The sequence below is a fragment of the Bradyrhizobium sp. LB14.3 genome (assembly GCF_040547985.1).
GTDB lineage: Bacteria > Pseudomonadota > Alphaproteobacteria > Rhizobiales > Xanthobacteraceae > Bradyrhizobium.
Window position 1 is genome coordinate 207,480 of the sequence record NZ_JBEPQT010000006.1, and the last position, 19,021, is coordinate 226,500.

Annotated in this window: 21 protein-coding genes; 11 read left to right on the forward strand and 10 right to left on the reverse strand. The window is 63.7% G+C overall.

What is annotated here, in order from left to right:
- Positions 1 to 430 precede the first annotated feature (430 nt).
- Entirely contained in the window at positions 431 to 928 is a 498-nt protein-coding gene (locus ABIB00_RS15250) for a DUF6163 family protein (protein WP_247349428.1), read from the reverse strand.
- Positions 929 to 1,063: 135 nt separating this feature from the next.
- On the opposite strand from ABIB00_RS15250, the gene hemB reads away from it, so the two are divergent.
- The 4 genes from hemB to ABIB00_RS15270 all read left to right on the forward strand — a co-directional run bounded on the left by hemB (position 1,064) and on the right by ABIB00_RS15270 (position 4,155).
- Positions 1,064 to 2,125, forward strand: coding sequence for a porphobilinogen synthase (gene hemB / locus ABIB00_RS15255; RefSeq protein WP_247444352.1), 1,062 nt, complete (start codon positions 1,064 to 1,066; stop codon positions 2,123 to 2,125).
- A gap of 156 nt (positions 2,126 to 2,281) precedes the next feature.
- On the forward strand, positions 2,282 to 2,836 hold the full coding sequence (locus ABIB00_RS15260) for an RDD family protein (RefSeq protein ID WP_354104913.1): 555 nt from the start codon (positions 2,282 to 2,284) through the stop codon (positions 2,834 to 2,836).
- 134 nt (positions 2,837 to 2,970) lie between these two features.
- A complete protein-coding gene (locus tag ABIB00_RS15265) occupies positions 2,971 to 3,747 on the forward strand; it encodes an arginyltransferase (RefSeq protein WP_247349430.1) in 777 nt (258 codons plus the stop codon).
- Positions 3,748 to 3,816: 69 nt separating this feature from the next.
- Positions 3,817 to 4,155 carry a hypothetical protein gene (locus ABIB00_RS15270; protein WP_247444270.1) on the forward strand — a complete coding sequence of 113 codons (339 nt, stop codon included), beginning with the start codon at positions 3,817 to 3,819 and terminating at the stop codon, positions 4,153 to 4,155.
- Between the two features lie 77 nt (positions 4,156 to 4,232).
- Here the strand turns inward: ABIB00_RS15270 and ABIB00_RS15275 are convergent, their stop codons facing one another.
- The gene (locus tag ABIB00_RS15275; RefSeq protein ID WP_247349433.1) at positions 4,233 to 5,588 is read right to left on the reverse strand and encodes an Nramp family divalent metal transporter; all 1,356 of its coding nucleotides are present in this window, start codon (positions 5,586 to 5,588) and stop codon (positions 4,233 to 4,235) included.
- A 168-nt stretch (positions 5,589 to 5,756) separates the two neighbouring features.
- Here ABIB00_RS15275 and ABIB00_RS15280 point away from each other — a divergent pair, with 168 nt between their 5' ends.
- Positions 5,757 to 7,001 (forward strand): MFS transporter, encoded by a 1,245-nt coding sequence (locus ABIB00_RS15280; protein ID WP_354104914.1) that lies wholly within the window; start codon positions 5,757 to 5,759, stop codon positions 6,999 to 7,001.
- A 28-nt stretch (positions 7,002 to 7,029) separates the two neighbouring features.
- Here ABIB00_RS15280 and ABIB00_RS15285 read toward each other — a convergent pair whose 3' ends face one another.
- Complete coding sequence (locus tag ABIB00_RS15285; RefSeq protein WP_354104915.1) at positions 7,030 to 8,289, reverse strand: adenylate/guanylate cyclase domain-containing protein; 1,260 nt, start codon at positions 8,287 to 8,289, stop codon at positions 7,030 to 7,032.
- A gap of 163 nt (positions 8,290 to 8,452) precedes the next feature.
- Here ABIB00_RS15285 and ABIB00_RS15290 point away from each other — a divergent pair, with 163 nt between their 5' ends.
- Together ABIB00_RS15290 and ABIB00_RS15295 are read left to right on the forward strand one after the other, a co-directional pair.
- Positions 8,453 to 9,610, forward strand: a complete 1,158-nt coding sequence (locus ABIB00_RS15290) for an MFS transporter (protein ID WP_354104916.1) — start codon at positions 8,453 to 8,455, stop codon at positions 9,608 to 9,610.
- A gap of 31 nt (positions 9,611 to 9,641) precedes the next feature.
- Positions 9,642 to 9,833 carry a hypothetical protein gene (locus ABIB00_RS15295; protein ID WP_354104917.1) on the forward strand — a complete coding sequence of 64 codons (192 nt, stop codon included), beginning with the start codon at positions 9,642 to 9,644 and terminating at the stop codon, positions 9,831 to 9,833.
- Here ABIB00_RS15295 and ABIB00_RS15300 read toward each other — a convergent pair.
- From ABIB00_RS15300 to dmeF, 3 genes are all read right to left on the reverse strand, one after another.
- Entirely contained in the window at positions 9,830 to 10,708 is an 879-nt protein-coding gene (locus ABIB00_RS15300; protein ID WP_354104918.1) for a DMT family transporter, read from the reverse strand. The two genes, ABIB00_RS15295 and ABIB00_RS15300, sit on opposite strands and share 4 nt — an antisense overlap.
- 82 nt (positions 10,709 to 10,790) lie before the next feature.
- Positions 10,791 to 11,621 carry an N-acyl homoserine lactonase family protein gene (locus ABIB00_RS15305; RefSeq protein WP_354104919.1) on the reverse strand — a complete coding sequence of 277 codons (831 nt, stop codon included), beginning with the start codon at positions 11,619 to 11,621 and terminating at the stop codon, positions 10,791 to 10,793.
- Between the two features lie 79 nt (positions 11,622 to 11,700).
- Positions 11,701 to 12,669, reverse strand: a complete 969-nt coding sequence (gene dmeF / locus ABIB00_RS15310) for a CDF family Co(II)/Ni(II) efflux transporter DmeF (protein ID WP_354104920.1) — start codon at positions 12,667 to 12,669, stop codon at positions 11,701 to 11,703.
- 197 nt (positions 12,670 to 12,866) lie between these two features.
- Between dmeF and ABIB00_RS15315 the strand changes: the two genes are divergently transcribed.
- The 3 genes from ABIB00_RS15315 (at position 12,867) to ABIB00_RS15325 (ending at position 15,888) form a co-directional block, all read left to right on the forward strand.
- Positions 12,867 to 13,685, forward strand: a complete 819-nt coding sequence (locus tag ABIB00_RS15315) for a chromate resistance protein ChrB domain-containing protein (protein WP_247349442.1) — start codon at positions 12,867 to 12,869, stop codon at positions 13,683 to 13,685.
- Complete coding sequence (chrA, locus tag ABIB00_RS15320) at positions 13,685 to 15,070, forward strand: chromate efflux transporter (RefSeq protein ID WP_354104921.1); 1,386 nt, start codon at positions 13,685 to 13,687, stop codon at positions 15,068 to 15,070. The genes ABIB00_RS15315 and chrA overlap by 1 nt, the downstream gene beginning before the upstream one ends.
- 374 nt (positions 15,071 to 15,444) lie before the next feature.
- The gene (locus ABIB00_RS15325) at positions 15,445 to 15,888 is read left to right on the forward strand and encodes a DoxX family protein (RefSeq protein WP_354104922.1); all 444 of its coding nucleotides are present in this window, start codon (positions 15,445 to 15,447) and stop codon (positions 15,886 to 15,888) included.
- A 5-nt stretch (positions 15,889 to 15,893) separates the two neighbouring features.
- On the opposite strand, the gene ABIB00_RS15330 is transcribed toward ABIB00_RS15325, so the two are convergent.
- Positions 15,894 to 16,043, reverse strand: a complete 150-nt coding sequence (locus ABIB00_RS15330; protein WP_247349445.1) for a hypothetical protein — start codon at positions 16,041 to 16,043, stop codon at positions 15,894 to 15,896.
- A 109-nt stretch (positions 16,044 to 16,152) separates the two neighbouring features.
- Positions 16,153 to 16,476 (reverse strand): GYD domain-containing protein, encoded by a 324-nt coding sequence (locus tag ABIB00_RS15335; protein ID WP_354104923.1) that lies wholly within the window; start codon positions 16,474 to 16,476, stop codon positions 16,153 to 16,155.
- Between the two features lie 629 nt (positions 16,477 to 17,105).
- On the opposite strand from ABIB00_RS15335, the gene ABIB00_RS15340 reads away from it, so the two are divergent.
- The gene (locus ABIB00_RS15340) at positions 17,106 to 17,462 is read left to right on the forward strand and encodes a hypothetical protein (protein ID WP_354104924.1); all 357 of its coding nucleotides are present in this window, start codon (positions 17,106 to 17,108) and stop codon (positions 17,460 to 17,462) included.
- 91 nt (positions 17,463 to 17,553) lie between these two features.
- Here ABIB00_RS15340 and ABIB00_RS15345 read toward each other — a convergent pair whose 3' ends face one another.
- Together ABIB00_RS15345 and ABIB00_RS15350 are read right to left on the reverse strand one after the other, a co-directional pair.
- On the reverse strand, positions 17,554 to 17,676 hold the full coding sequence (locus tag ABIB00_RS15345; protein ID WP_354051668.1) for a hypothetical protein: 123 nt from the start codon (positions 17,674 to 17,676) through the stop codon (positions 17,554 to 17,556).
- Between the two features lie 208 nt (positions 17,677 to 17,884).
- Positions 17,885 to 18,238 carry a hypothetical protein gene (locus ABIB00_RS15350; protein ID WP_354104925.1) on the reverse strand — a complete coding sequence of 118 codons (354 nt, stop codon included), beginning with the start codon at positions 18,236 to 18,238 and terminating at the stop codon, positions 17,885 to 17,887.
- Between the last annotated feature and the right edge of the window lie 783 nt (positions 18,239 to 19,021).

A 19,021-nucleotide genomic window follows, 5' to 3' on the forward strand; every position in this document is an offset into this window, starting at 1 on the left:
GCTCGTTTGAAGATCGGCTTAAATAAGAGAATAAAGAGATCATGAATTTAAGACAGTGAATTGCGGATTAAGCCTGTGCCACAAGCACTTTCCGCAACCGTCTGTTGACTCTCGCAAGGCCCTGTTCACCCTCCGTCCGCCCCGATTGTCGCATTCCAGAACAGCCTCGCCCCGTTTCGAAACGGGCTCGTAAGAGCTGTGGCGGAATGCACGGAGTCAACGAAAAGTTACCTCGAATTTTAGGCAACCAACGGTCAACCAAGCGCGACACTCTCGTGTCCCGGACAAGCGAAGCGCAGATCCGGGACCCAGATAGCCAAGGCATGGATCGTGGAGAGATGGGCCCCGGCTCAGCAGCGCACCACGCCGCAAGTGCGGCGCGCTGCGCTGCGTCCGGGGCACGAGAATATTGGTGTGTCGAAAGCTTCGCCTATGGCGGCCGTTCGCGTGCGGCCATCCAGGCGAGCGCGAGATAGGCGGCCAGCATGAAGGCTTCGACCCCGACCACGACCAGGCTGCCGCCGTAAATGCCGGGGAACATCAGCTCGATCACCGCCATCGACACCACGGTCGTCAGCCACACCACCGCGCCCCAGGGTGTGGCGAGCCAGAGACCAACCGCGGCAACGAGCTCGATCACGGCGAAATAAACGGTGGCGGCCTGCCAGGCCATCGACTGGTTCTCGAACGCCTCGTCCTCGCCGCCGACGAAGCCGGTGACCTGGGCCCAGTGATAGAGACCTTTCAGGATCGAGAGCAGCGCCATCACCCGCAGGAACAGCACGAGCCGGCGCGTCCAGACATTGTCGTCGGACTCGGCACGCTCCGACGAGATCGCCGCCACCGACATTGCGTTGTCTCTGGCGTTGTCTCGGAGGGCGTCCCTGGCGCTGTCGCGGGCCGCATCGCGGGTGGAGATCTCGGACATGGCCCCTTCTGGCTGCTTTGCCCCGCAAAATCAATCGGCTGCCCAAGTCTTCAATTCTGCCTTGCGGCAGGTCAAGCCGCGGTGACGGGAACCATGCGAACTGGTATAAGAATAATTCCAGCCGGAGGAAGAATGATGGCGATCAAATACGGACGTCCGATCGAATTGCGCGAGGTTTCGCGCCGGGATGGCGCTGGCGCCTCCCCTGCCCTCGATCTGACCGTCCGGCCGCGCCGCAACCGCAAGGCCGAATGGGCCCGGCGCATGGTGCGCGAGAACGTCCTCACCACCGACGATTTGATCTGGCCGCTGTTTTTGATTGACGGCAACAACAAGCGCGAGCAGATCGCCTCGATGCCGGGCGTCGAGCGTCTTAGCGTCGATCAGGCCGTGCGCGAGGCCGAGCGCGCGATGAAGCTCACCATCCCCTGCCTCGCGCTGTTTCCCTACACCGACCCAGCCTTGCGCGACGAGGAAGGCTCGGAGGCCACCAACCCGAACAATCTGGTCTGCCAGGCGGTGCGCGCGATCAAGAAGGAGTTTCCGGAGATCGGCATTCTCTGCGACGTTGCGCTCGATCCCTTCACCAGCCACGGCCATGACGGCCTGATCTCCGACGGCAAGATTTTGAACGACGAGACGGTCGCCGTGCTGGTGCGCCAGGCCCTGGTGCAGGCCGAAGCCGGCTGCGACATCATTGCGCCCTCCGACATGATGGACGGCCGCGTCGCCGCGATCCGCGAGGGCCTGGATCGCACCGGTCTGCTCGACGTGCAGATCATGGCCTATGCCGCAAAATACGCCTCCGCCTTCTACGGCCCGTTCCGCGACGCCATCGGTTCGGCCAAGACGCTCACCGGCGACAAGCGCACCTATCAGATGGACAGCGCCAACACGGATGAAGCGCTACGCGAGGTCGAGCTCGACATCGCCGAGGGCGCCGACATGGTGATGGTGAAGCCCGGCATGCCCTATCTCGACGTGGTCCGCCGCGTGAAGGACACGTTCGCCATGCCGACCTTCGCCTACCAGGTCTCCGGCGAATACGCGATGATCGCGGCCGCCGCGAACAACGGCTGGCTCGACGGCGACCGCGCCATGATGGAGAGCTTGTTGGCGTTCAAGCGCGCCGGCGCCGATGGCGTGCTGAGCTACTTTGCACCGAAGGTGGCGGAGAAGCTGCGGGCGCAGGGGTAAGGCACGCGGGTCGACCCGGGTTTGTAGCGTTCGCAACTCGCCCCACCGCCCCCGAATCGCCGGAATATTTCGGCTTGTTAACGCCAGCGCGCCCTTGGCACACGGACGGCCTGTTCCCATCTCCTGCCACGGGAGTTTTCCCTTGGGAGGACGGTCATGTCTTATTCGGATTCGGGCAACGCCTGGCGCAATGACGGCGGAGCGCAGCCGCACGCCTACGATCCCTATCTGCACCCGGAACTGTTCCGCGGCGTTGCGACGCGGCGGGTGTTCGCCTTCCTGATCGACATGGTCGTGATCTCGGTGCCGGTGATCCTCGGCTACCTCTTCATCGCGGTATTCGGCGTGGTCACACTCGGCATCGGCTGGGCGCTGTTCTGGCTGGCCTGGCCGGCTTCCGTGATCTGGGCCATCGTCTATTACGGCGCCTGTATCGGCGGTCCGTCGTCCGCGACGATCGGCATGCGCCTGATGGATCTGGAGCTGCGCACCTGGTACGGCGCGCCGGGCTATTTCGTGCTCGGCGCCACCCACGCCGTGCTGTTCTGGGTGACGGTCTCGTTCCTGTCGCCCTTCGTGGTGCTGGTTGGGCTGTTCAACGGCCGCAGGCGCTTGCTGCAGGATTTCGTGCTGGGAACGGTCGTGATCAACAATTCCGTTCGCGCGCCGGTGCCGCAGGGCGCGCGGACCTACCAAACAACGACCTTTTGATCAAGGACCTACTGATCAAGAACCTATCAACCTGGACCCGCTATGCTGACCCATCTGACCTGCCGAGTTGACCGATTGACCAGGGGCTTTGGTAGCGCGATGCTGATACGTATTTTGGAGGCCCACGACGTCCCTTGACCCAGCACTCGCGCGACACCCCCCAATTTTACCTCACGGCGCCCTCCCCCTGCCCCTATCTGCCGGGCCGGCACGAGCGCAAGGTGTTTACGCACCTCGTGGGTGAGCGCGCCGGCGACCTCAACGACCTCCTGACCCATGGCGGTTTCCGTCGCAGCCAGTCGATCGCCTACCGGCCGGCCTGCGACCAGTGCCGCGCCTGCGTCTCGGTCCGAGTGATCGCCAACGAGTTCCGCCCCTCCCGCAATTTCCGCAAGGTGATCGCGCGTAACGCCGACATCATCGGCGAGCAGCGCAGCGCGGTGCCGACCTCCGAGCAATATTCGGTGTTCCGCGCCTATCTCGATTCCCGTCACCGCCATGGCGGCATGGCCGACATGACCGTGCTCGACTACGCCATGATGGTCGAGGACAGCCACGTCGAAACCCGCATCATCGAGTACCGCAGGCGCGGTCCCGACAGCGGCATCACCGGCCGCGGCGAGGAGCTGATCGCGGTCGCGCTGACCGACGTGCTCAGCGACGGCCTGTCGATGGTTTATTCGTTCTTCGAGCCCGGCGAAGTCAGCCGCTCGATGGGCACATTCATGATCCTCGACCACATCGCCCGTGCCCGACGTCAGGGCCTTCCTTACGTCTATCTCGGCTACTGGATCGAAGGCTCGAAGAAGATGGACTACAAGGCCCGCTTCCTGCCGCAGCAGCGCCTCGCGCCGTCAGGCTGGCTGCGCATCGACGCGCAGGGCGATGCGGCGTCCGAGCCGCAGGATTGATCGGCGCGCCGATCTCATAAGCCGGGCAGCTTGTAACCTGCGAGAATGGGACCAGCTCCGGAGGTTTCCTTGTCGAGCACCTATGATCTGATCGCGCGGGGCATGGTCGAGCGCCAACAGGTGCTCTGTTTCTATCAAGGCCACCCGCGCGCAATTTGCCCCGCAATATTGGGCCATACCGATGGCCAGGAACGCACGCTCGCCTTTCAGTTTGCCGGCAGTTCCAGCAAAGGCTTGCCGCCCGGAGGGGAATGGAAGTGCTTTAGGCTGGCGGAGATGACGGGGGTCGAGCTTCAAAGCGGGGAATGGCACGCGGGCTCAAGCCATCGCGAGCGCCAACAATGTGTGAAGGTTGTAGATCTCGACGTAAATCCCCTCAGTCCTTATCAGCCGCGACGCCGGGTCTAGTCTGCGCACGGTCGGTTTGCCGAAAGACAAATGCGTGATTGCAGCTTCGGCATTTGATGCGCAGTGGCGCGCAACAGTCACGATCCGAACAGCGAATCCACGAGCAGCTTCAAGTTCAAAACCACGATGATGCCCGCGACGATCCACGCGATCGCCGCCACCCACACCGGTATGGCGAACTTGCCCATCTTGCGGCGGTCGGAGACGAAGCGGACCAGCGGGATGACGGCGAAGGGCAATTGCATCGACAGCACGACCTGGCTGAAGACCAGCAGATCAGCCGTGCCGCGCTCGCCATAGATCGCGGTGACCACGATCACCGGAATGATGGCGATGCCGCGCGTCAGCAGGCGCCGCGCCCAGCTTGGCAGGCGCAAATCGAGAAAGCCTTCCATCACGATCTGGCCGGCGAGCGTCGCTGTGACCGTTGAATTCAGGCCCGAGGCGAGCAGCGCCACCGCGAACAGCGTCGAGGCGATGCCGAGACCGAGCAGCGGCGACAGCAGCTCGAAGGCCTGGCCGATCTCGGCGACGTCAGAGTGGCCGCTCTTGTGGAAGGTTGCGGCAGCCACGACGAGGATCGCAGCATTGATGAACAGCGCCAGCATCAGGGCGATGGTCGAATCTGTCGTCGCCCATTTGATCGCCTCGCGCCGGCCCGTGTCGTTGCGCTCATAGGCGCGCGTCTGCACGATCGACGAGTGCAGATAGAGATTATGCGGCATCACCGTCGCGCCGATGATGCCGATCGCGATGTAGAGCATTTCAGGATTGGTGAAGATCTCGGTCTTCGGCACAAATCCCCTCAGCATCTCGGCAACCGGCGGTGCTGCCGCGGCAAGCTGGACCGTGAAGCAGACTGCGATCACAACGAGCATTGCGATGACGAAGGCCTCCAGGAAGCGGAAGCCGCGATTCATCAAGACCAGAAGCAGGAAGGCATCCAGCGCGGCAATCAGCGCGCCGCCGATCAGGGGAATGCCGAACAGGAGTTTGAGGGCGATCGCCGTGCCGATGACCTCCGCGAGATCGCAGGCGATGATCGCCGCCTCGCAGGCGAGCCACAGCATGAAGTTCACCGCCGGCGAATAGGTCGCGCGGCAGGCCTGCGCGAGGTCGCGGTCGGTGACGATGCCGAGCCGTGCCGCCAGCGCCTGGAGCAGGATCGCCATCAAATTCGAGAGCAGGATGACGGAGAGCAGCGTGTAGCCGAACTTGGACCCGCCGGCGAGGTCGGTCGCCCAATTGCCGGGGTCCATGTAGCCCACCGAGACCAGATAGCCCGGGCCGACGAAGGCGAGCAGGCGCCGCCACCACGCACCCGCGATGGGGATTGCGACCGTGGCATTCACCTCGGCCAGGCTCTTGGTAACAGGCGCGTCGGAGCGCCAGCCGGCGGCGTCTCGGGTCAGATCGGGAGAGCGAGCATCCATGGGTAGAGAATACCGAAGCCGAGCCTTATTGCAACTAATTTGCAACTGCATCTAGCCGCATGGGTTCCCCCGGCAGCCGCTCCTTGTCGCCCATGTCGGGAAGCGGGTGGGTTTGGCCGTCCTCGGACGCCAATACTGGCGCCAACTCGACTTTGCAGGAAATGAGCCATGTCAAATCCCCCGCGCCTCCCCGAGACATTCAACCACCTCGCCTGGTCCAACCTGGCGGCACAGTCGGCCGAACAGATCGCGCTGGCCGCGGCTCCTATCGTCGCGGTGCTGACGCTCGGCGTGGCCGAGGGCCAGACCGGCCTGTTGCAGACTGCACTGACCCTGCCTTTCGTCCTCTTCGCCATTCCAGCCGGCCTGCTCGCTGACCGCATCTCCCGCCGTTCGCTGATGGCTGGGGCCGAGGCGCTGCGGGCTGCTGCCCTTGCGACGATCGTGCTCCTGCTCGCGCTCGGCGCCCTCAATCTGTCGCTGCTGGCGCTGCTCGGCTTTGCCGCCGTGTGCGGCACCGTCGTTTACAGCGTCGCCGCGCCGGCATTGGTCCCCTCGCTGGTGAATTCTGACCTCTTGCCGGCCGCCAATGCCCGCATCGAGCTCGCACGCACCATCGCCTTCGCCTGCGGCCCCGCGCTCGGTGGCGTACTGGTGGGATGGTGGGGCGCTAGTCCGGCCTTCGGCTTCGCCGCGGCTCTCTCGGTCATCGCCGTCGTGCTGCTCTCCGGCATCTACGAGCCCGCACGCACGCCGGCTCCACGGCGGCATCCGCTCCAGGACATCCGCGAAGGCGCGGCCTTCGTGTTTCACCATCCGCTGCTGCGGCCGGTCTTCATCACCCAGTTCATCTTCAACACCGGATGGTTCCTGCAGATCGCGGTGTTCGTGCCCTACGCCGTGCGCCACCTCGGCCTGACGGCGGCCGGGGTCGGCGCCGTGCTGACGATGTACGGTGTCGGCATGGTGATCGGCGCGCTGTTCGCCACGCGTGTGATGAAGCGCATCGCGTTCGGCACGGTCGTCGGCCTCGGCCCCGTTACCGGCTTCGTCGCCGCGGTGGTGATGGCGCTGACGGTGCTGGTCCCCTCGCCCTGGCTCGCGGGTTTGAGCTTCTTCCTGCTCGGCGTCGGGCCGATCCTGTGGGTGATCTCGACCACGACGCTGCGGCAGTCCGTGACCCCGCCACGCCTCTTGGGCCGCGTTTCCGCCATCAACATCATGAGCTACGGCGCCCGCCCGGTCGGCTCGGCGCTGGGTGCGATCGTCGGCGGCCTCTGGAGCGCGGAAGCGTGCCTCTATCTCGCGGCGGCCGTGTTCGGCGTGCAGGCGCTGGTCATTTGGCTCTCGCCCGCGGTGACGCTGGATAGGCAGCCGGAAATGGTGGGCGATGAGGCGGCGGCGCGGTGTTAGCGCCGCCGCGTGTGCTGGAGCAGCCAGCCTAGTTCGTCAGATACCGCTCGTAGCTCCCCGTCACCGGCTCGCTCGCGTCCACCTCCGGATCGAGCGTGTAGAGATCCTGCGCGCGGCCGATGCCACGTAGCGCGTAACGCCCGGTGGAGACGAGGTAGCGGCGGCCGGCGGCGTCGAGGCCCTTGTAGAATTCCGCCGACGCCAGCAGTTCGCGATCGACCGAACGGCTCATCGAGGCGATGCGACTGACCTCGTTCACGGTGGGACCGACCACGGTGAAATCAAGCCGGTCCTCGCTGCCGATATTGCCGTAAAAGACCTCGCCGACATGCAGGCCGATATAGGCGGACGTGGTGGGACGGCCATCGGCCTCCCGCCGCACGTTCAACGCGGCGACGTTCTTGCGGAACAAATGCTCGGCGCGTAGCGCGGCGCGGCGGGCATCCGCCATGTCCTCGCCGGTGAACATCGCGAGCACGCCATCGCCGATCAGCTTCAAGACGTCGCCGCCGGCGTCGTGGATCGCGTCGATCACGGCCTGCGCATAGTCGTTGAGGAACGGGATGATCTCGTCGGGGCCGATGCTCTCGCTGATCCCGGTCGATCCACGCAGATCCGAATACCAGAGCACGGCGTTGATGCGCTCGGTGACGCCGCGCGAGATTCGCCCGCGCAGCACCTGCTCGGAGGCATCGCGGCCGAGATAGACGCGGCCGAGCGTGCGCGCGATGTCGACCTGCTGCGCCGATTTGATCGCGAGCCCCAGCACCGGCACGAGATCGCGCAGAGCCTCGAGCTCGCCTTCGGCGAAGCCGCTGTCGCGGCGCGTGGTCCAGCAGGAATAGAGGCAGTCCATCAGGCCAAGCGCGCCATTCTCGCCGAAGCGATGCACGAAAGCTAGGTAGTGCCGGTGGCCGTCCTCGGCGAGCTCGCCGATCTGGGAAAAATCCATCGACGGCGCGTCGGCGAGGTCGATCACCCTCTCGTCGTCGCCATGCTCGAGCATGTGGAAGAACACCGAGCGGCGCCAGCTCTTGGCCGCGTCGCCTTCGGCGGTCGATCCGTATTCGAACGCATCGCTCTCGTTGCTCGGACGGTCGCTCCAGCGGAAGCCGCGCCCCTCGTAGATCGGATGCAGCGTGTCGATCACGACGAGCCCGCGCGAAAGTTCCAGCCCTTCGGCGCGGCAGCGCTCGCAGAAGCCGCGCAACAGATCGGTTTCGGGCAGGCCGGTAAGTCCCTGGCCGGCCAGCCAGTTCATCAGGTCGAGGCGCGAGGTCAATTGCATACGCCATTATGGCGTGCATTCGTGACGAGCGAAAGGCCGCGCGAACGCGTGCAATGAAGGCTCCCGTCCACAGCAGATCGAATATGTCACGGACGCTGTTGACGCGCTCTCGTCGCCGGCTGCAAATGGAATCGATGACACTGCTGACAAGACATACAGGGACATGAGCCAGCGCCAGCTTCCGATCATCCTGGCGCTCGGCACCACACAGACCCTGGCCTGGGCTTCCAGCTACTATCTGCCGGCGCTGCTCGCCGATCCCATGGCGCGCGACCTCGGCGTCTCCTCCAACTGGATCTTTGGCGCGTTCTCGGCCTCGCTGGTGATCTCGGCGATGCTCGGCCCGCGCATCGGGCGACAGATCGATCTCGTCGGCGGCCGGCAAGTGCTCTCGGTTTCGAACCTGACGATCGCCGCCGGCCTCGTCCTGCTGGGCCTCTCGCACTCGGTGGCGGTGATGGCGATTGCCTGGCTCGTGCTCGGCATCGGCATGGCGATGGGACTTTATGACGCCGCCTTCGCCGCGCTCGGCCGCATCTACGGCACCGAGGCGCGCAGGTCCATCACCGGCATCACGCTGATGGCGGGCTTTGCATCGACCGTCGGCTGGCCGCTTACCGCGTGGGGGCTGTTGCATTTCGGGTGGCGAGAGACCTGCTTTGCCTGGGCGGCCGCCAATATCCTGATCGGATTGCCGCTCAACTTCTTCATGCTGCCGGCGATCAAGGGCGCCAGGCAGGCCGCGGCGACGGCCGAGAAGCCGCATCTGCCGCTCAACCGCACCATGGTGCTGCTCGCCTTCGTCTTCGCGGCGGTCTGGACCGTCACCGGCGCGATGGCCGTCCATTTCCCGCGCCTGCTGGAGGCAACGGGCGCGACGCATGTCGAGGCGATCGCGGCCGGCGCGCTGATCGGCCCCGCACAGGTGGCCGCGCGCATTCTCGAAGCGGGTTTTCTCAGTCGCTTCCATCCGCTGTGGTCGACTCGGCTCGCCTGCCTCACCCATCCGCTCGGCGCGGCCGTTCTCGCCATCTTCGGCGCTCCCGCAGCGAGCGCGTTTGCACTGCTCCACGGCTCGGGCAACGGCATTTTGACGATCGCGCGCGGCACGCTACCGCTGTCGATCTTCGGCCCGAAGGATTTTGGCTATCGCCTCGGCATCATCGGCGCGCCGGCACGGATGGCGCAGGCCGTGGCGCCGCTGGCCTTCGGCCTGCTCATCGACGTCATGGGCACCAAGGTGCTGATCGTCTCGTCGGCCCTCAGCCTCTCGGCGCTGGCCGCGCTGTTCATGATCCGCGCGCAACCGCGGCCGGATTGACCGGGCCGGAGCTTTCGCGCACAAGCGAAGCATGACCGAAGACACAAGCCCGCCCCGCACATTCAAAGGCCTCTTGCGTTGGGCGACCACGCCGCCGCAGGCTTGGGGTGTCTATCTCCTCGCCATCATTCTTGTGTGGCTGATCTCGTTCTATGCCGGCTCCCTGAAGCCGAAGAAGGCGCCCGAAGCAGGTCCGCCCGCCGTGACCGCACCGCGGAGCTAAGCCGCCTTGGCATCGCTGGTCGCGATCCAGATGCCGGCGAACACCGCAACCAGCCCGATCAGTAGATTGGGTGTGATCGGCTCGCCGATCAGCAGCGCGGCGAGCAAGGTGGCGGCGATCGGATTGACCGTCATCGTATTGGCGACGCGGGTCGGCGTCGCGCGCGCCAGCGCCATGACCCAGAGGATGAAGGCGAGCGCGCCGCCGCCGATGCCGAGATAGATGCCGGCGATCCACTGCCCCATCGTGAAGTGATCAAGCGCGGCAAAGCTGCCCTTTACGAAACCCACCAGCACCAGCACGGCGGCGCCCGCGCCCATGCCGACGGTGAGAAAGCCGAGTGGGCTCGAGCGCTGCATCAGCGGCCGCGACAGCACGTTGTAGAACGCCATGCAGAACACGGCGCCGGTCATGATCAGCTCGCCACGCCACGCGCCCGGCGGGCTCTGCGCCAGGCCCGCGGCCAGCGCCGCCGCCACACCGAGCACGGCGATGCCGACGCCCGTGATCTTGCGCGCCGTCAGCCGCTCGACGCCGAGGATCGCGCCGACCACCATGGTGTGGAGCGGCAGCGTCGCGAGAGCGAGGCTGGCCCGCGCCGCGGTCGTGTAGGACACCGCGATGTTGTAGAGGATGAAGAACAGCCCGAAGAAGCAGCTGCCGAGCAGCGTCACGGCCGGCCAGTCGGACCGCTGCGGCCAGCGCACGCCGAGCATCAGCGCACATGGAAGAAGGCAAAGAAAGCCGATCCCCCAGCGCAGGATTGCGAGCAAGATCGGATCGGCGCCACCAACGAGATAGCGGGTGATCGCCGCGGCCGTGCCGCCGAGGCTGCTCGACACCAGCGCGATCGCGACCCCGGCCCATTCTCCCACAAACGTCTCCCGTTGCGGAGCTTGTTGAGGGCGCTAGCACGTCCCTGCTGCCACCGTAGTGGCAACAAGGCATTGCGGGAAGCTAGTCGTAAAACTCCGGCGCCATCTTCTGGCTGTCGCGCTGAGCCTTGTCGTGGTTGATCCAGAGCTGCGCCTTCTCCTTGCCGAGCGTGTCGGCGATCTTCTGCATCGAGGCCGCGCTCTGGTCCTTGTTGGCGTTCATGCTGGGCACGCGGCGGTTGTCCCAATTATCCTTGAAGTGCACCGCATCGCCGGACAGCACCACCGCGCCGGTCTTCGGCAACTTCACCAGCAGCGACTGGTGTCCCGGCGTATGGCCAGGCGTCGACAGGATGGTCACGCTGCCGTCGCCGAACACGTCCTTGTCGCCCGCAAGCAGCTCGACCGGATGCGACGGCTTGAAGCGCGGCTCGTTGTTGGCGCCGGGCCAATCATATTCGGTCCTCTGCACGTAGAGCGTCGCCTGCGGAAACAGCTCGACATTGCCGGTGTGGTCGGGATGGGTGTGCGAGACGGCCATCACCTTGACGTCAGCGGGCTTGACGCCGAGCTGGTCGAGCTGGGCGGCAAGCGTCTTCGGCCGCCGCCAGGTCACGGCCTTGGGATCGGCGGGCGGCAAGCCATTTGGCATCGCCGCGACTGCGTCGGCGATGCCGGTGTCCCACAGGAACCAGCCCTTGGTGTGCTTGATGAGATAGCAGCTATCGACGAAGTCCATCGTCTTGCCCTCGTTCAGGCCGGGCGTCCAGCGCGAGATGTCGCCGGCGGTGCCTTCCCCGCAATTGAGGACGTAGAGCTTTTCGACACCGGTCTTTTCCGACTGCGCCAGCGCCGCATGACCGGACAGAGCCAGTGCGGCGATGGCGAGAGCGAGCTTGATCCTTGGCATCATTCGTTCCTCCCTAGCAGCCATGTCGGCTGTGACCGAGGATCAACCCCGGCCCGTACGCAGAATTCCCGCCAAGCCATCGTCAATGCGAGCAGGTCTCAACCTCGATCGTGACGTGGCTCAGCCCCTTCAGGCCGGCGAGCCGGCGCTTGTAGACGGCCGGCTGCTGTGGCGCGTCCGACACCACCGAGAGCAGCACCGCGCAATGGCCGGGACCGACCTGCCACAGATGCAAATCGGTGACGCGGTCGTCGGCGACTTCCATTCGCGCGCGGATGGTGCGCTCGAGCTTCTCGTCGGCGCGCACGTCGAGCAGCACCGCGCCGGATGTCTTGATCAGGCCGAACGCCCAGCTTGCGATCACGGCACTGCCGATCAGGCCGACGGCCGGATCGGCCCAGACCCATCCCGAATACATGGCGACCACGAGCGCGGCGATCGCCAGCACCGAGGTCGCCGCATCCGCCATGACGTGGACGTAGGCGGCGCGGAGATTGTTGTCGCGGTGGTGGTGGCGGTCATGATGATCATGATCGTGGCCGTGATCATGATGCTCATGGTCATCATGCGCATGGCCGTGATGGTGGTGATCGTGGCTGTCGCGCAAGAGCCACGCACTGGCGAGGTTGACGCAAAGGCCGAGGGCGGCGACCGCAATCGCCTCGCCATAGACGATCGGCACCGGCGTGAACAGTCGCAGCACGCTCTCATAGGCGATCTCGACCGCGATCAAACCCAAAATGATCGCGCTGGCGAAGGCGGCGAGATCGCCGAACTTGCCGGTACCGAAGGTGAAATGCGAATTCCCGAGGTGCCGCCGCGCGAAGCGATACGCGAACGCGGCAATCCCCAGCGCGGCCGCGTGCGTCCCCATGTGCCAACCGTCGGCGAGCAGCGCCATCGAGCCGAACAGCGAGCCGGCGACGATCTCGCCGACCATCATGACCAGCGTCAGGACGACAACCAGCCAGGTGCGCCGCTCGTTCTCGTCGTGCTTGTCGCCCAGAAAGGCGTGGTCATGGGTCCATTGTTCGATGGAATGGGAATGCATCGAGAGTTCTCCGATAAGGTCCGGTCCGTTGACCCGCAATATAGACCTGCGGGTCTTCCCGGCAAAATTGGCGAAAACGGGCCGATTGACAGGTCGGCGCGGTTTCGGTGTAATGAAGTCCATGGGGATTTGAGCGATCTCCCCACGAGGCGACATGCCCAAGTATCGCGTCCCGTTGTTTTTTACGAGGGCGCATCATGTCTTCCTACACGACGATATCATCTGAAAAACTGGCACGGCTGATCGGCACGGCAAATGCCCCGGTCCTGATCGACGTGCGCACCGACGAGGATTTTGCCGCCGACCGGCGGCTGATCCCGGGTTCGATCAAGCTCAGCCACGACAATGTTGCGGAATGGGGCGGCGAATTCGCTGGCCGCACCGCGATCGTCTCCTGCCTGCGCGGCGGAAAGCTCGCGCAGGGCACGGCGGCCTGGCTCAGGCAGCTTGGGGTCCAGGCCGAGACGCTGGAAGGCGGCTTCGAGGGCTGGAAGGAGGCAAAGCTGCCGCTGCTCGACACAAGCAAGCTGCCGCCGCGCGACGCCAAGGGACGCACCGTCTGGGTGACTCGTGCGCGGCCCAAGGTCGACCGCATCGCCTGCCCTTGGCTGATCCGCCGCTTCGTCGATCCCAACGCGGTATTCTTGTTCGTGGCACCCCCCGAAGTGGTCGCCGTCGGCGAGCGATTCAAGGCAGCCCCCTTCGACATCGAGAACGTGTTCTGGAGCCACCGCGGCGAGCTCTGCACCTTCGACGTGATGATCGAGGAATTCGGGATCGCGGCACCGGCTCTGCTTCGCCTGGCAACGCTGGTGCGCGGCGCCGACACGGCGCGGCCCGACCTCGCACCGGAGGCCCCCGGCCTGCTCGCGGCATCGCTCGGGCTGTCGCGGATGTACGACGACGATCTCGAACAGCTCGAGGCCGGCATGCTGCTCTACGACGCGTTCTACCGCTGGTGCCGCGATGCCACGGCTGAGACCCACAACTGGCCGACCAACAAGGTGAAGGCGTAATGGATAGCCGTACTATCGAAACAGGAGCTGATGCCGGTCACGGCATCAGCTTCGGCGAAGCCTTTCGCGTCTGGCTCCGCGTCGCCTGCCTGAGCTTTGGCGGGCCCGCGGGCCAGATCGCGGTGATGCACCGCATCCTGGTCGAGGAAAAGAACTGGATCTCCGAAGGCCGCTTCCTGCACGCGCTGAACTACTGCATGCTGCTGCCGGGCCCCGAAGCGCAGCAGCTCGCAACCTATATCGGCTGGCTGATGCATCGCACCGCCGGCGGGCTGATGGCGGGCGGGCTGTTCATCCTGCCCGGCATCATCGCCATCATAGGCCTGAGCTACGTCTACGCCGCCTACGGCAATGTCAGCTTCGTCGAGGCGCTGTTCTTCGGGCTGAAAGCCGCCGTGCTCGCCATCGTCGTCGAGGCCGTGGTGCGCGTCGGCAAGCGCGCCTTGAAGAACCGCATCATGATTGCGCTCGCCGCGATTGCCTTCGTCGCAATCTTCTTTTTCGCGGTCCCCTTCCCCATCATCATCATTGCCGCCGGCATCATTGGCTATGTCGGCGCCAGGCAGGGCCGTCCGGAATTCGCTGCGGCCGGTCACGGCCCTGGCGGCAGCAGCGCCTTGGTCGACAGCATGCTCGGCGGAGCCGTGCCCGATCACGTCCGACCCGACACCGCCCGCACGATTCGCGTCGGTGCGCTGTGGCTGGCGCTCTGGCTGGTGCCGGTAATCGCGCTGCTGCTCGCTGTTGGACCAGACAACGTCTTCAGCCACATCGCGCTGTTCTTCTCAAAAATGGCGCTTGTCACCTTCGGCGGCGCGTATGCGGTGCTGGCTTATGTCGCCCAGCAGGCGGTCGAGCATTATCACTGGCTGAAACCGCACGAGATGCTGGACGGTCTCGGCATGGCCGAGACCACGCCGGGCCCGCTGATCATGGTGCTCCAGTTCGTCGGCTTCATGGCGGCCTACCGCGATCCGAGCGGCCTGTCGCCGATGCTCGCGGCTACGTTGGGCGGATTGCTCGCGACCTGGGTCACTTTTACGCCGTGCTTCCTCTGGATCTTCGTCGGCGCCCCCTACATCGAGCGGCTGCGCGGTAACACCGGGCTTGCCGGCGCGCTCAGCGCGATCACGGCCGCCGTCGTCGGCGTGATCCTCAACCTCTCGATCTGGTTCGCGCTGCACACACTGTTCCGCGAGACCGTGCCGGTGCACACCTTCCCGTTTGCCTTCGACATGCCGGTGCTGACGAGCGTCGACATCCCCGCGCTCGTGCTGTCGGTCGCGGCCGCGACCGCGCTCTTCCGGTTCAAGCTGGGCATGCTCACGGTGCTCGCCGGCAGCTGCGCTGCGGGCGTGGCGCTGCGGCTGGCAGGGGTGATCTAGGGAGCGGGCTCATAGGTTCGTCGCATCCGGTTTGCCATTGAAAGGCGTCGTTAAGCCGTCAGGGTTGCATGGCGGCCTTGGGCCATTCATGTCGCTCAATCCCTGCCTTCGAGACGTCCGGTCTAGCCCCTGAGTCCGGACCTGTCGCTGCACTGCGCCAACCGACGCGAAGGGCCATTAGGCGACATGTCCGAAAACAAGAGGCGGCCAACCGCCCGGACGTTCGCTGACGGCCATTGGCAGACGAACGACGAAGCGGTTGCAGTGCTCCGAAGAGCTGGTAGAGCCGCTTCATGCCGTTCCGCTATTCGTGATAGGTTACTCTCAGCCGTAAACGTTTTCAGCCGTGTTGGACAACAACGGAGGCTTTGCCAATGAAATCCAATTTTTACTCACGGCCGGTAGATGAGTTCGCCACAAGTAAAGCCGATGCACTGATCTTGGTCGGTCGCATCCTATTTGCGTGGGTGTTCGTCGGAAGCGCCTACGGAGCAATATTCAACTTCAGCGGCTCCGTCGGCTACTCCAGGTCGCTGAACCTTCCAGCACCCGAGCTGTTCACGGCGACCAACATCGCACTGGAAATATTGATATCCGTTAGTTTGGTATTGGGCATCGGAACGCGCTTCTGCGCAGTGCTGACATTTATGTTCGTGCTGGTGGCAACTGCTATTGCACACCGCTACTGGGAGTATCCGGCCGGTGCGCAGCAGATTGGTCAATACAATCATTTTCTGAAGAACATCTCGATCATGGGAGGCGCGATGTTGATCTTCGTCACTGGGGCGGGCCGCTTCAGTTTCGACCGAAGAATGTAGCCCGATCACTTCACTTTGACCTTGAAAGCCTCCTCGATCAGTCGGCGGATGCTCTTTGATAGCGGCTTGAGTGCCTCGCTCACGATCGCGAAGAGAAGCATCAGCCACGTCGCAAGCGCGGCACACCACAGCAATAGTTCAAATGTCTCCGGCATGATGACCTCATCAAAAATATCTGTTCTGAATCGGCAAATGCTACTTCAAATGCTACTTAACGGGACCGAGGCGGCAATCGGCGCGCTCCTGCGGCGTCGTGTATCTCCCTCAACTGCCAGGCTGGGAGTACTTGCCCCGAAGCTGACTTACAGTTTGGCGGACCTTGGCAATTTCGTCCTGCGTCCAAAGCCTGATGAGGTTTACATTGTGGATGGCGACGGATGCCACCACGGTACCGGAAATGGCCGGTGCCGCACTGGGATCGGGCACATCAAAAATCACCAGGACGCCCGGACCTTCGGAAGCGGTGCTATCCATTGAGAGCAGTTTCCCGCCGGCGGCTTCGATGAGGTTGTTGGCCGCTTCCACGCGATTGGTCCCAGGCTTGTCCATAATGCTGTTGAGGGATTTTGGTGTGTATTGCCCCGTCATACAGAATGCATGGTGACTTCCTCCTGTCGGGGAATGTTCAGGTCACTAAAGCGCAAGATTTATTTCGGGCTCAACAAAGACCATATACCCCGCCGTGGGCAACATGCCGCTGAAAATAAACGGGCCTTCGGCACTGCCCGCTCGCGGCTGAATAAACAACCTACATCAAAGATCTGTCGCGCGCCAAAAGAATCTGATTCGCTAGCCCTACCGCCAAGTGTCAGCGGGATTTACCTGCATCAGCCATCCCTCGAGCCAAACTATTGTCGGATCTGGGTCAAAGGTGGCGGTCGGACCCGAGTGGGACGACTTCCGCTGTACCTCTCGCTCCGGACATGTCGCTGCGCTGTGCCAGCCAACGTGATGGGCCAGAAGCGGTCGACGCAGCCTGGCGCGATGTTCGCCAGCTTCCGCCCTCAATAGCCGACATGAGTGGTTGTTACGTTCTTCTGCTTAGGCCGCAGCGGAAGTCGCTCGCCTATCCGCCAAACTTTTCTGCCCGCACGTCATTGTGGGCCGGGGAACTGTTACTGCCGCATTGGTTTCACCGAACGGCCACGAGAGAATCCAACGCTAACCAAAGTTCGTGGATAGTGCGTTTGGTTCCCAAACTGAGGAAAGGAATAACCATGCGCATCGTTACTGCATCCGTCATTATTGCAGCACTCTCGCTTGGGATGACCGCTTTCGTGCAGGCTCAAGGAGCGTCCCCGCAACCCAGAGCGCAGGAACCGCCCGCTCAGTCCGACACGGTCATTCGAAGCATACAGGTAGTCGACATCAAGCAATTGCAACCTGCGGTTCGCTCAAAGGTCGATGAAATCGTCGCGCAGACAAGCGAAGAAGATTTGCAATCACTTCGGAAGTCCATTGACGCGGCACCGGCGGCAGTATCTGCGCTTAAAGCGAAGGGCTTGAGCTCGTCGCAGGTTGTTGCCATCAACATCGCCGACGGTGTGCTCACGATGTTCGCCAAGACGGCCTAAAGCGGGAAGTTCTAGTGAAAGCTCCACCATGAATTGTCACCACTCCAAGCTTAACGGTACCGTGTTCGGCATACATGATTGGCTTATCTATCTACGGGATCAAGCGGTCACGTGTCGGAAACTTGTCGAGCAGGCCGACGATCGTCTCGTTAAAACCGAACTGCTTGCGTTGGCGTCGGTCTGCGAGGAGATCGCCGATAACATCGAAGATCATTTGGCAGGCGGGGAAGGCCGCGCGCCGCGTGGGGCAAGGCTGTCATGAAAGAGGCCGCCAACTGCGGCGGCCTCAAATGTCCGCAAGGGGTCAAAATCCGAAATACTCAACCTGCGCTAATCTAGTCCGCCATGCCTCGATCAGCGGACTTTAATGAAGCGGGTCGCCACTTCGCCGATGGGCCAGGACCACACCTGATCGTCTGCAATCAGCTAGCTCCGAATCGAACGGCTTGGATCAGCCAAATCACTGCCGCGAGGTTCAGTAGAGCAGTGCCTGCAGGACCATAGGTTTTCATCGGATCTTTGATCGTCCCGCCTATGACGGCATCACCGGCCTGAACGATGATCATGCTCCATGCGACGGCTTGGAGCCATCCAGTTGACCCCGTAATAAATGGGACCGCGCTCGCGATCACTAAAGCCGTGCTTCTCGCACAGGCATAAAGTGCCATGGTGCGGGCAGTGTTGCTCGCACCTAATGCCGCCGCCATGGAAAATCCAAGACTGATGATTGCGCTGATTGCGGTGATGGATGCGCAAGCGATGAAGGGGAGAGTCATTCAACATCCTGGTGCAGTCGTGGTTCGAAAAATCCAGTTATATACTGCTCCCGTCAGACAAACTGTCGTGAGCGCAAAGACGATCGAGATCAATGCGAGCCTGGCTCGACTGCAGTGACTCGACGCGGCTGGTTTGCAGGATCAGTCCTTCGATGTCTGCTTCGGGTCACAAGCGGTCGATGATGACCGCGCCGAACGACTTCCGCTCTGCCCTCGGAAGCTGCCGTCTCTCAGCACGCGCCCTTTGGGCGAAAGCCGTCACCCTCGCCTCCCCGTCCCGTCGGGCAAAACAGCCGCGACCACTTCCGCCACACCGCCTGTCAAGCCCATCTCGCAAAATATTCCACTTTACCGAATTTCTGATTTATCGTACAGACAAAACACCCTGGCCCGAGACAAGGGGCGGATCGCGATCGTCACGAACCGCGGGCTGGGCAGCGATGGACGCGACGGCGTCGGGCGTAACAGGCATTGCAGGGCGGCTTCGGCTGTGAGCAATCGCTTCGCGCCGACGACACGACGCCGACAGCGTCTTCGCATGGCTTCGGGTGTGAGCACACGCCAGCACTCGAAGTCCCAGCGAAGACGTGCGCGGACGAACAAGTCGTGTGGTCCTGACGCCCGGGGTCTGTGCGTCAAGTCCTGCGGTGATGAGGCGGCCCGACCGGGCGCGCGCATCAGCTATCCGCAGGGCGACGGGGGCAATAGTGCATCGCTCCCCGGGGAGAGCACGAAGGACACGTTAAAACCATCGCGCAGGGAAGGCCGGGCGATCCGGCGAAC

Coding starts and splice junctions, on each gene's coding strand:
- ABIB00_RS15295 (WP_354104917.1), top strand. CDS start 9,642: ATGACCGAAGACACAAGCCCGCCCCGCACATTCAAAGGCCTCTTGCGT.
- ABIB00_RS15305 (WP_354104919.1), bottom strand. CDS start 11,621: ATGATGCCAAGGATCAAGCTCGCTCTCGCCATCGCCGCACTGGCTCTG.
- ABIB00_RS15340 (WP_354104924.1), top strand. CDS start 17,106: ATGCGCATCGTTACTGCATCCGTCATTATTGCAGCACTCTCGCTTGGG.
- ABIB00_RS15290 (WP_354104916.1), top strand. CDS start 8,453: ATGAGCCAGCGCCAGCTTCCGATCATCCTGGCGCTCGGCACCACACAG.
- ABIB00_RS15330 (WP_247349445.1), bottom strand. CDS start 16,043: ATGCCGGAGACATTTGAACTATTGCTGTGGTGTGCCGCGCTTGCGACG.
- ABIB00_RS15280 (WP_354104914.1), top strand. CDS start 5,757: ATGTCAAATCCCCCGCGCCTCCCCGAGACATTCAACCACCTCGCCTGG.
- ABIB00_RS15325 (WP_354104922.1), top strand. CDS start 15,445: ATGAAATCCAATTTTTACTCACGGCCGGTAGATGAGTTCGCCACAAGT.
- ABIB00_RS15315 (WP_247349442.1), top strand. CDS start 12,867: ATGTCTTCCTACACGACGATATCATCTGAAAAACTGGCACGGCTGATC.
- ABIB00_RS15350 (WP_354104925.1), bottom strand. CDS start 18,238: ATGACTCTCCCCTTCATCGCTTGCGCATCCATCACCGCAATCAGCGCA.
- ABIB00_RS15335 (WP_354104923.1), bottom strand. CDS start 16,476: ATGACGGGGCAATACACACCAAAATCCCTCAACAGCATTATGGACAAG.
- ABIB00_RS15275 (WP_247349433.1), bottom strand. CDS start 5,588: ATGGATGCTCGCTCTCCCGATCTGACCCGAGACGCCGCCGGCTGGCGC.
- chrA (WP_354104921.1), top strand. CDS start 13,685: ATGGATAGCCGTACTATCGAAACAGGAGCTGATGCCGGTCACGGCATC.
- ABIB00_RS15260 (WP_354104913.1), top strand. CDS start 2,282: ATGTCTTATTCGGATTCGGGCAACGCCTGGCGCAATGACGGCGGAGCG.
- hemB (WP_247444352.1), top strand. CDS start 1,064: ATGGCGATCAAATACGGACGTCCGATCGAATTGCGCGAGGTTTCGCGC.
- ABIB00_RS15285 (WP_354104915.1), bottom strand. CDS start 8,289: ATGCAATTGACCTCGCGCCTCGACCTGATGAACTGGCTGGCCGGCCAG.
- ABIB00_RS15250 (WP_247349428.1), bottom strand. CDS start 928: ATGTCCGAGATCTCCACCCGCGATGCGGCCCGCGACAGCGCCAGGGAC.
- ABIB00_RS15345 (WP_354051668.1), bottom strand. CDS start 17,676: ATGATCTTCGATGTTATCGGCGATCTCCTCGCAGACCGACGCCAACGC.
- dmeF (WP_354104920.1), bottom strand. CDS start 12,669: ATGCATTCCCATTCCATCGAACAATGGACCCATGACCACGCCTTTCTG.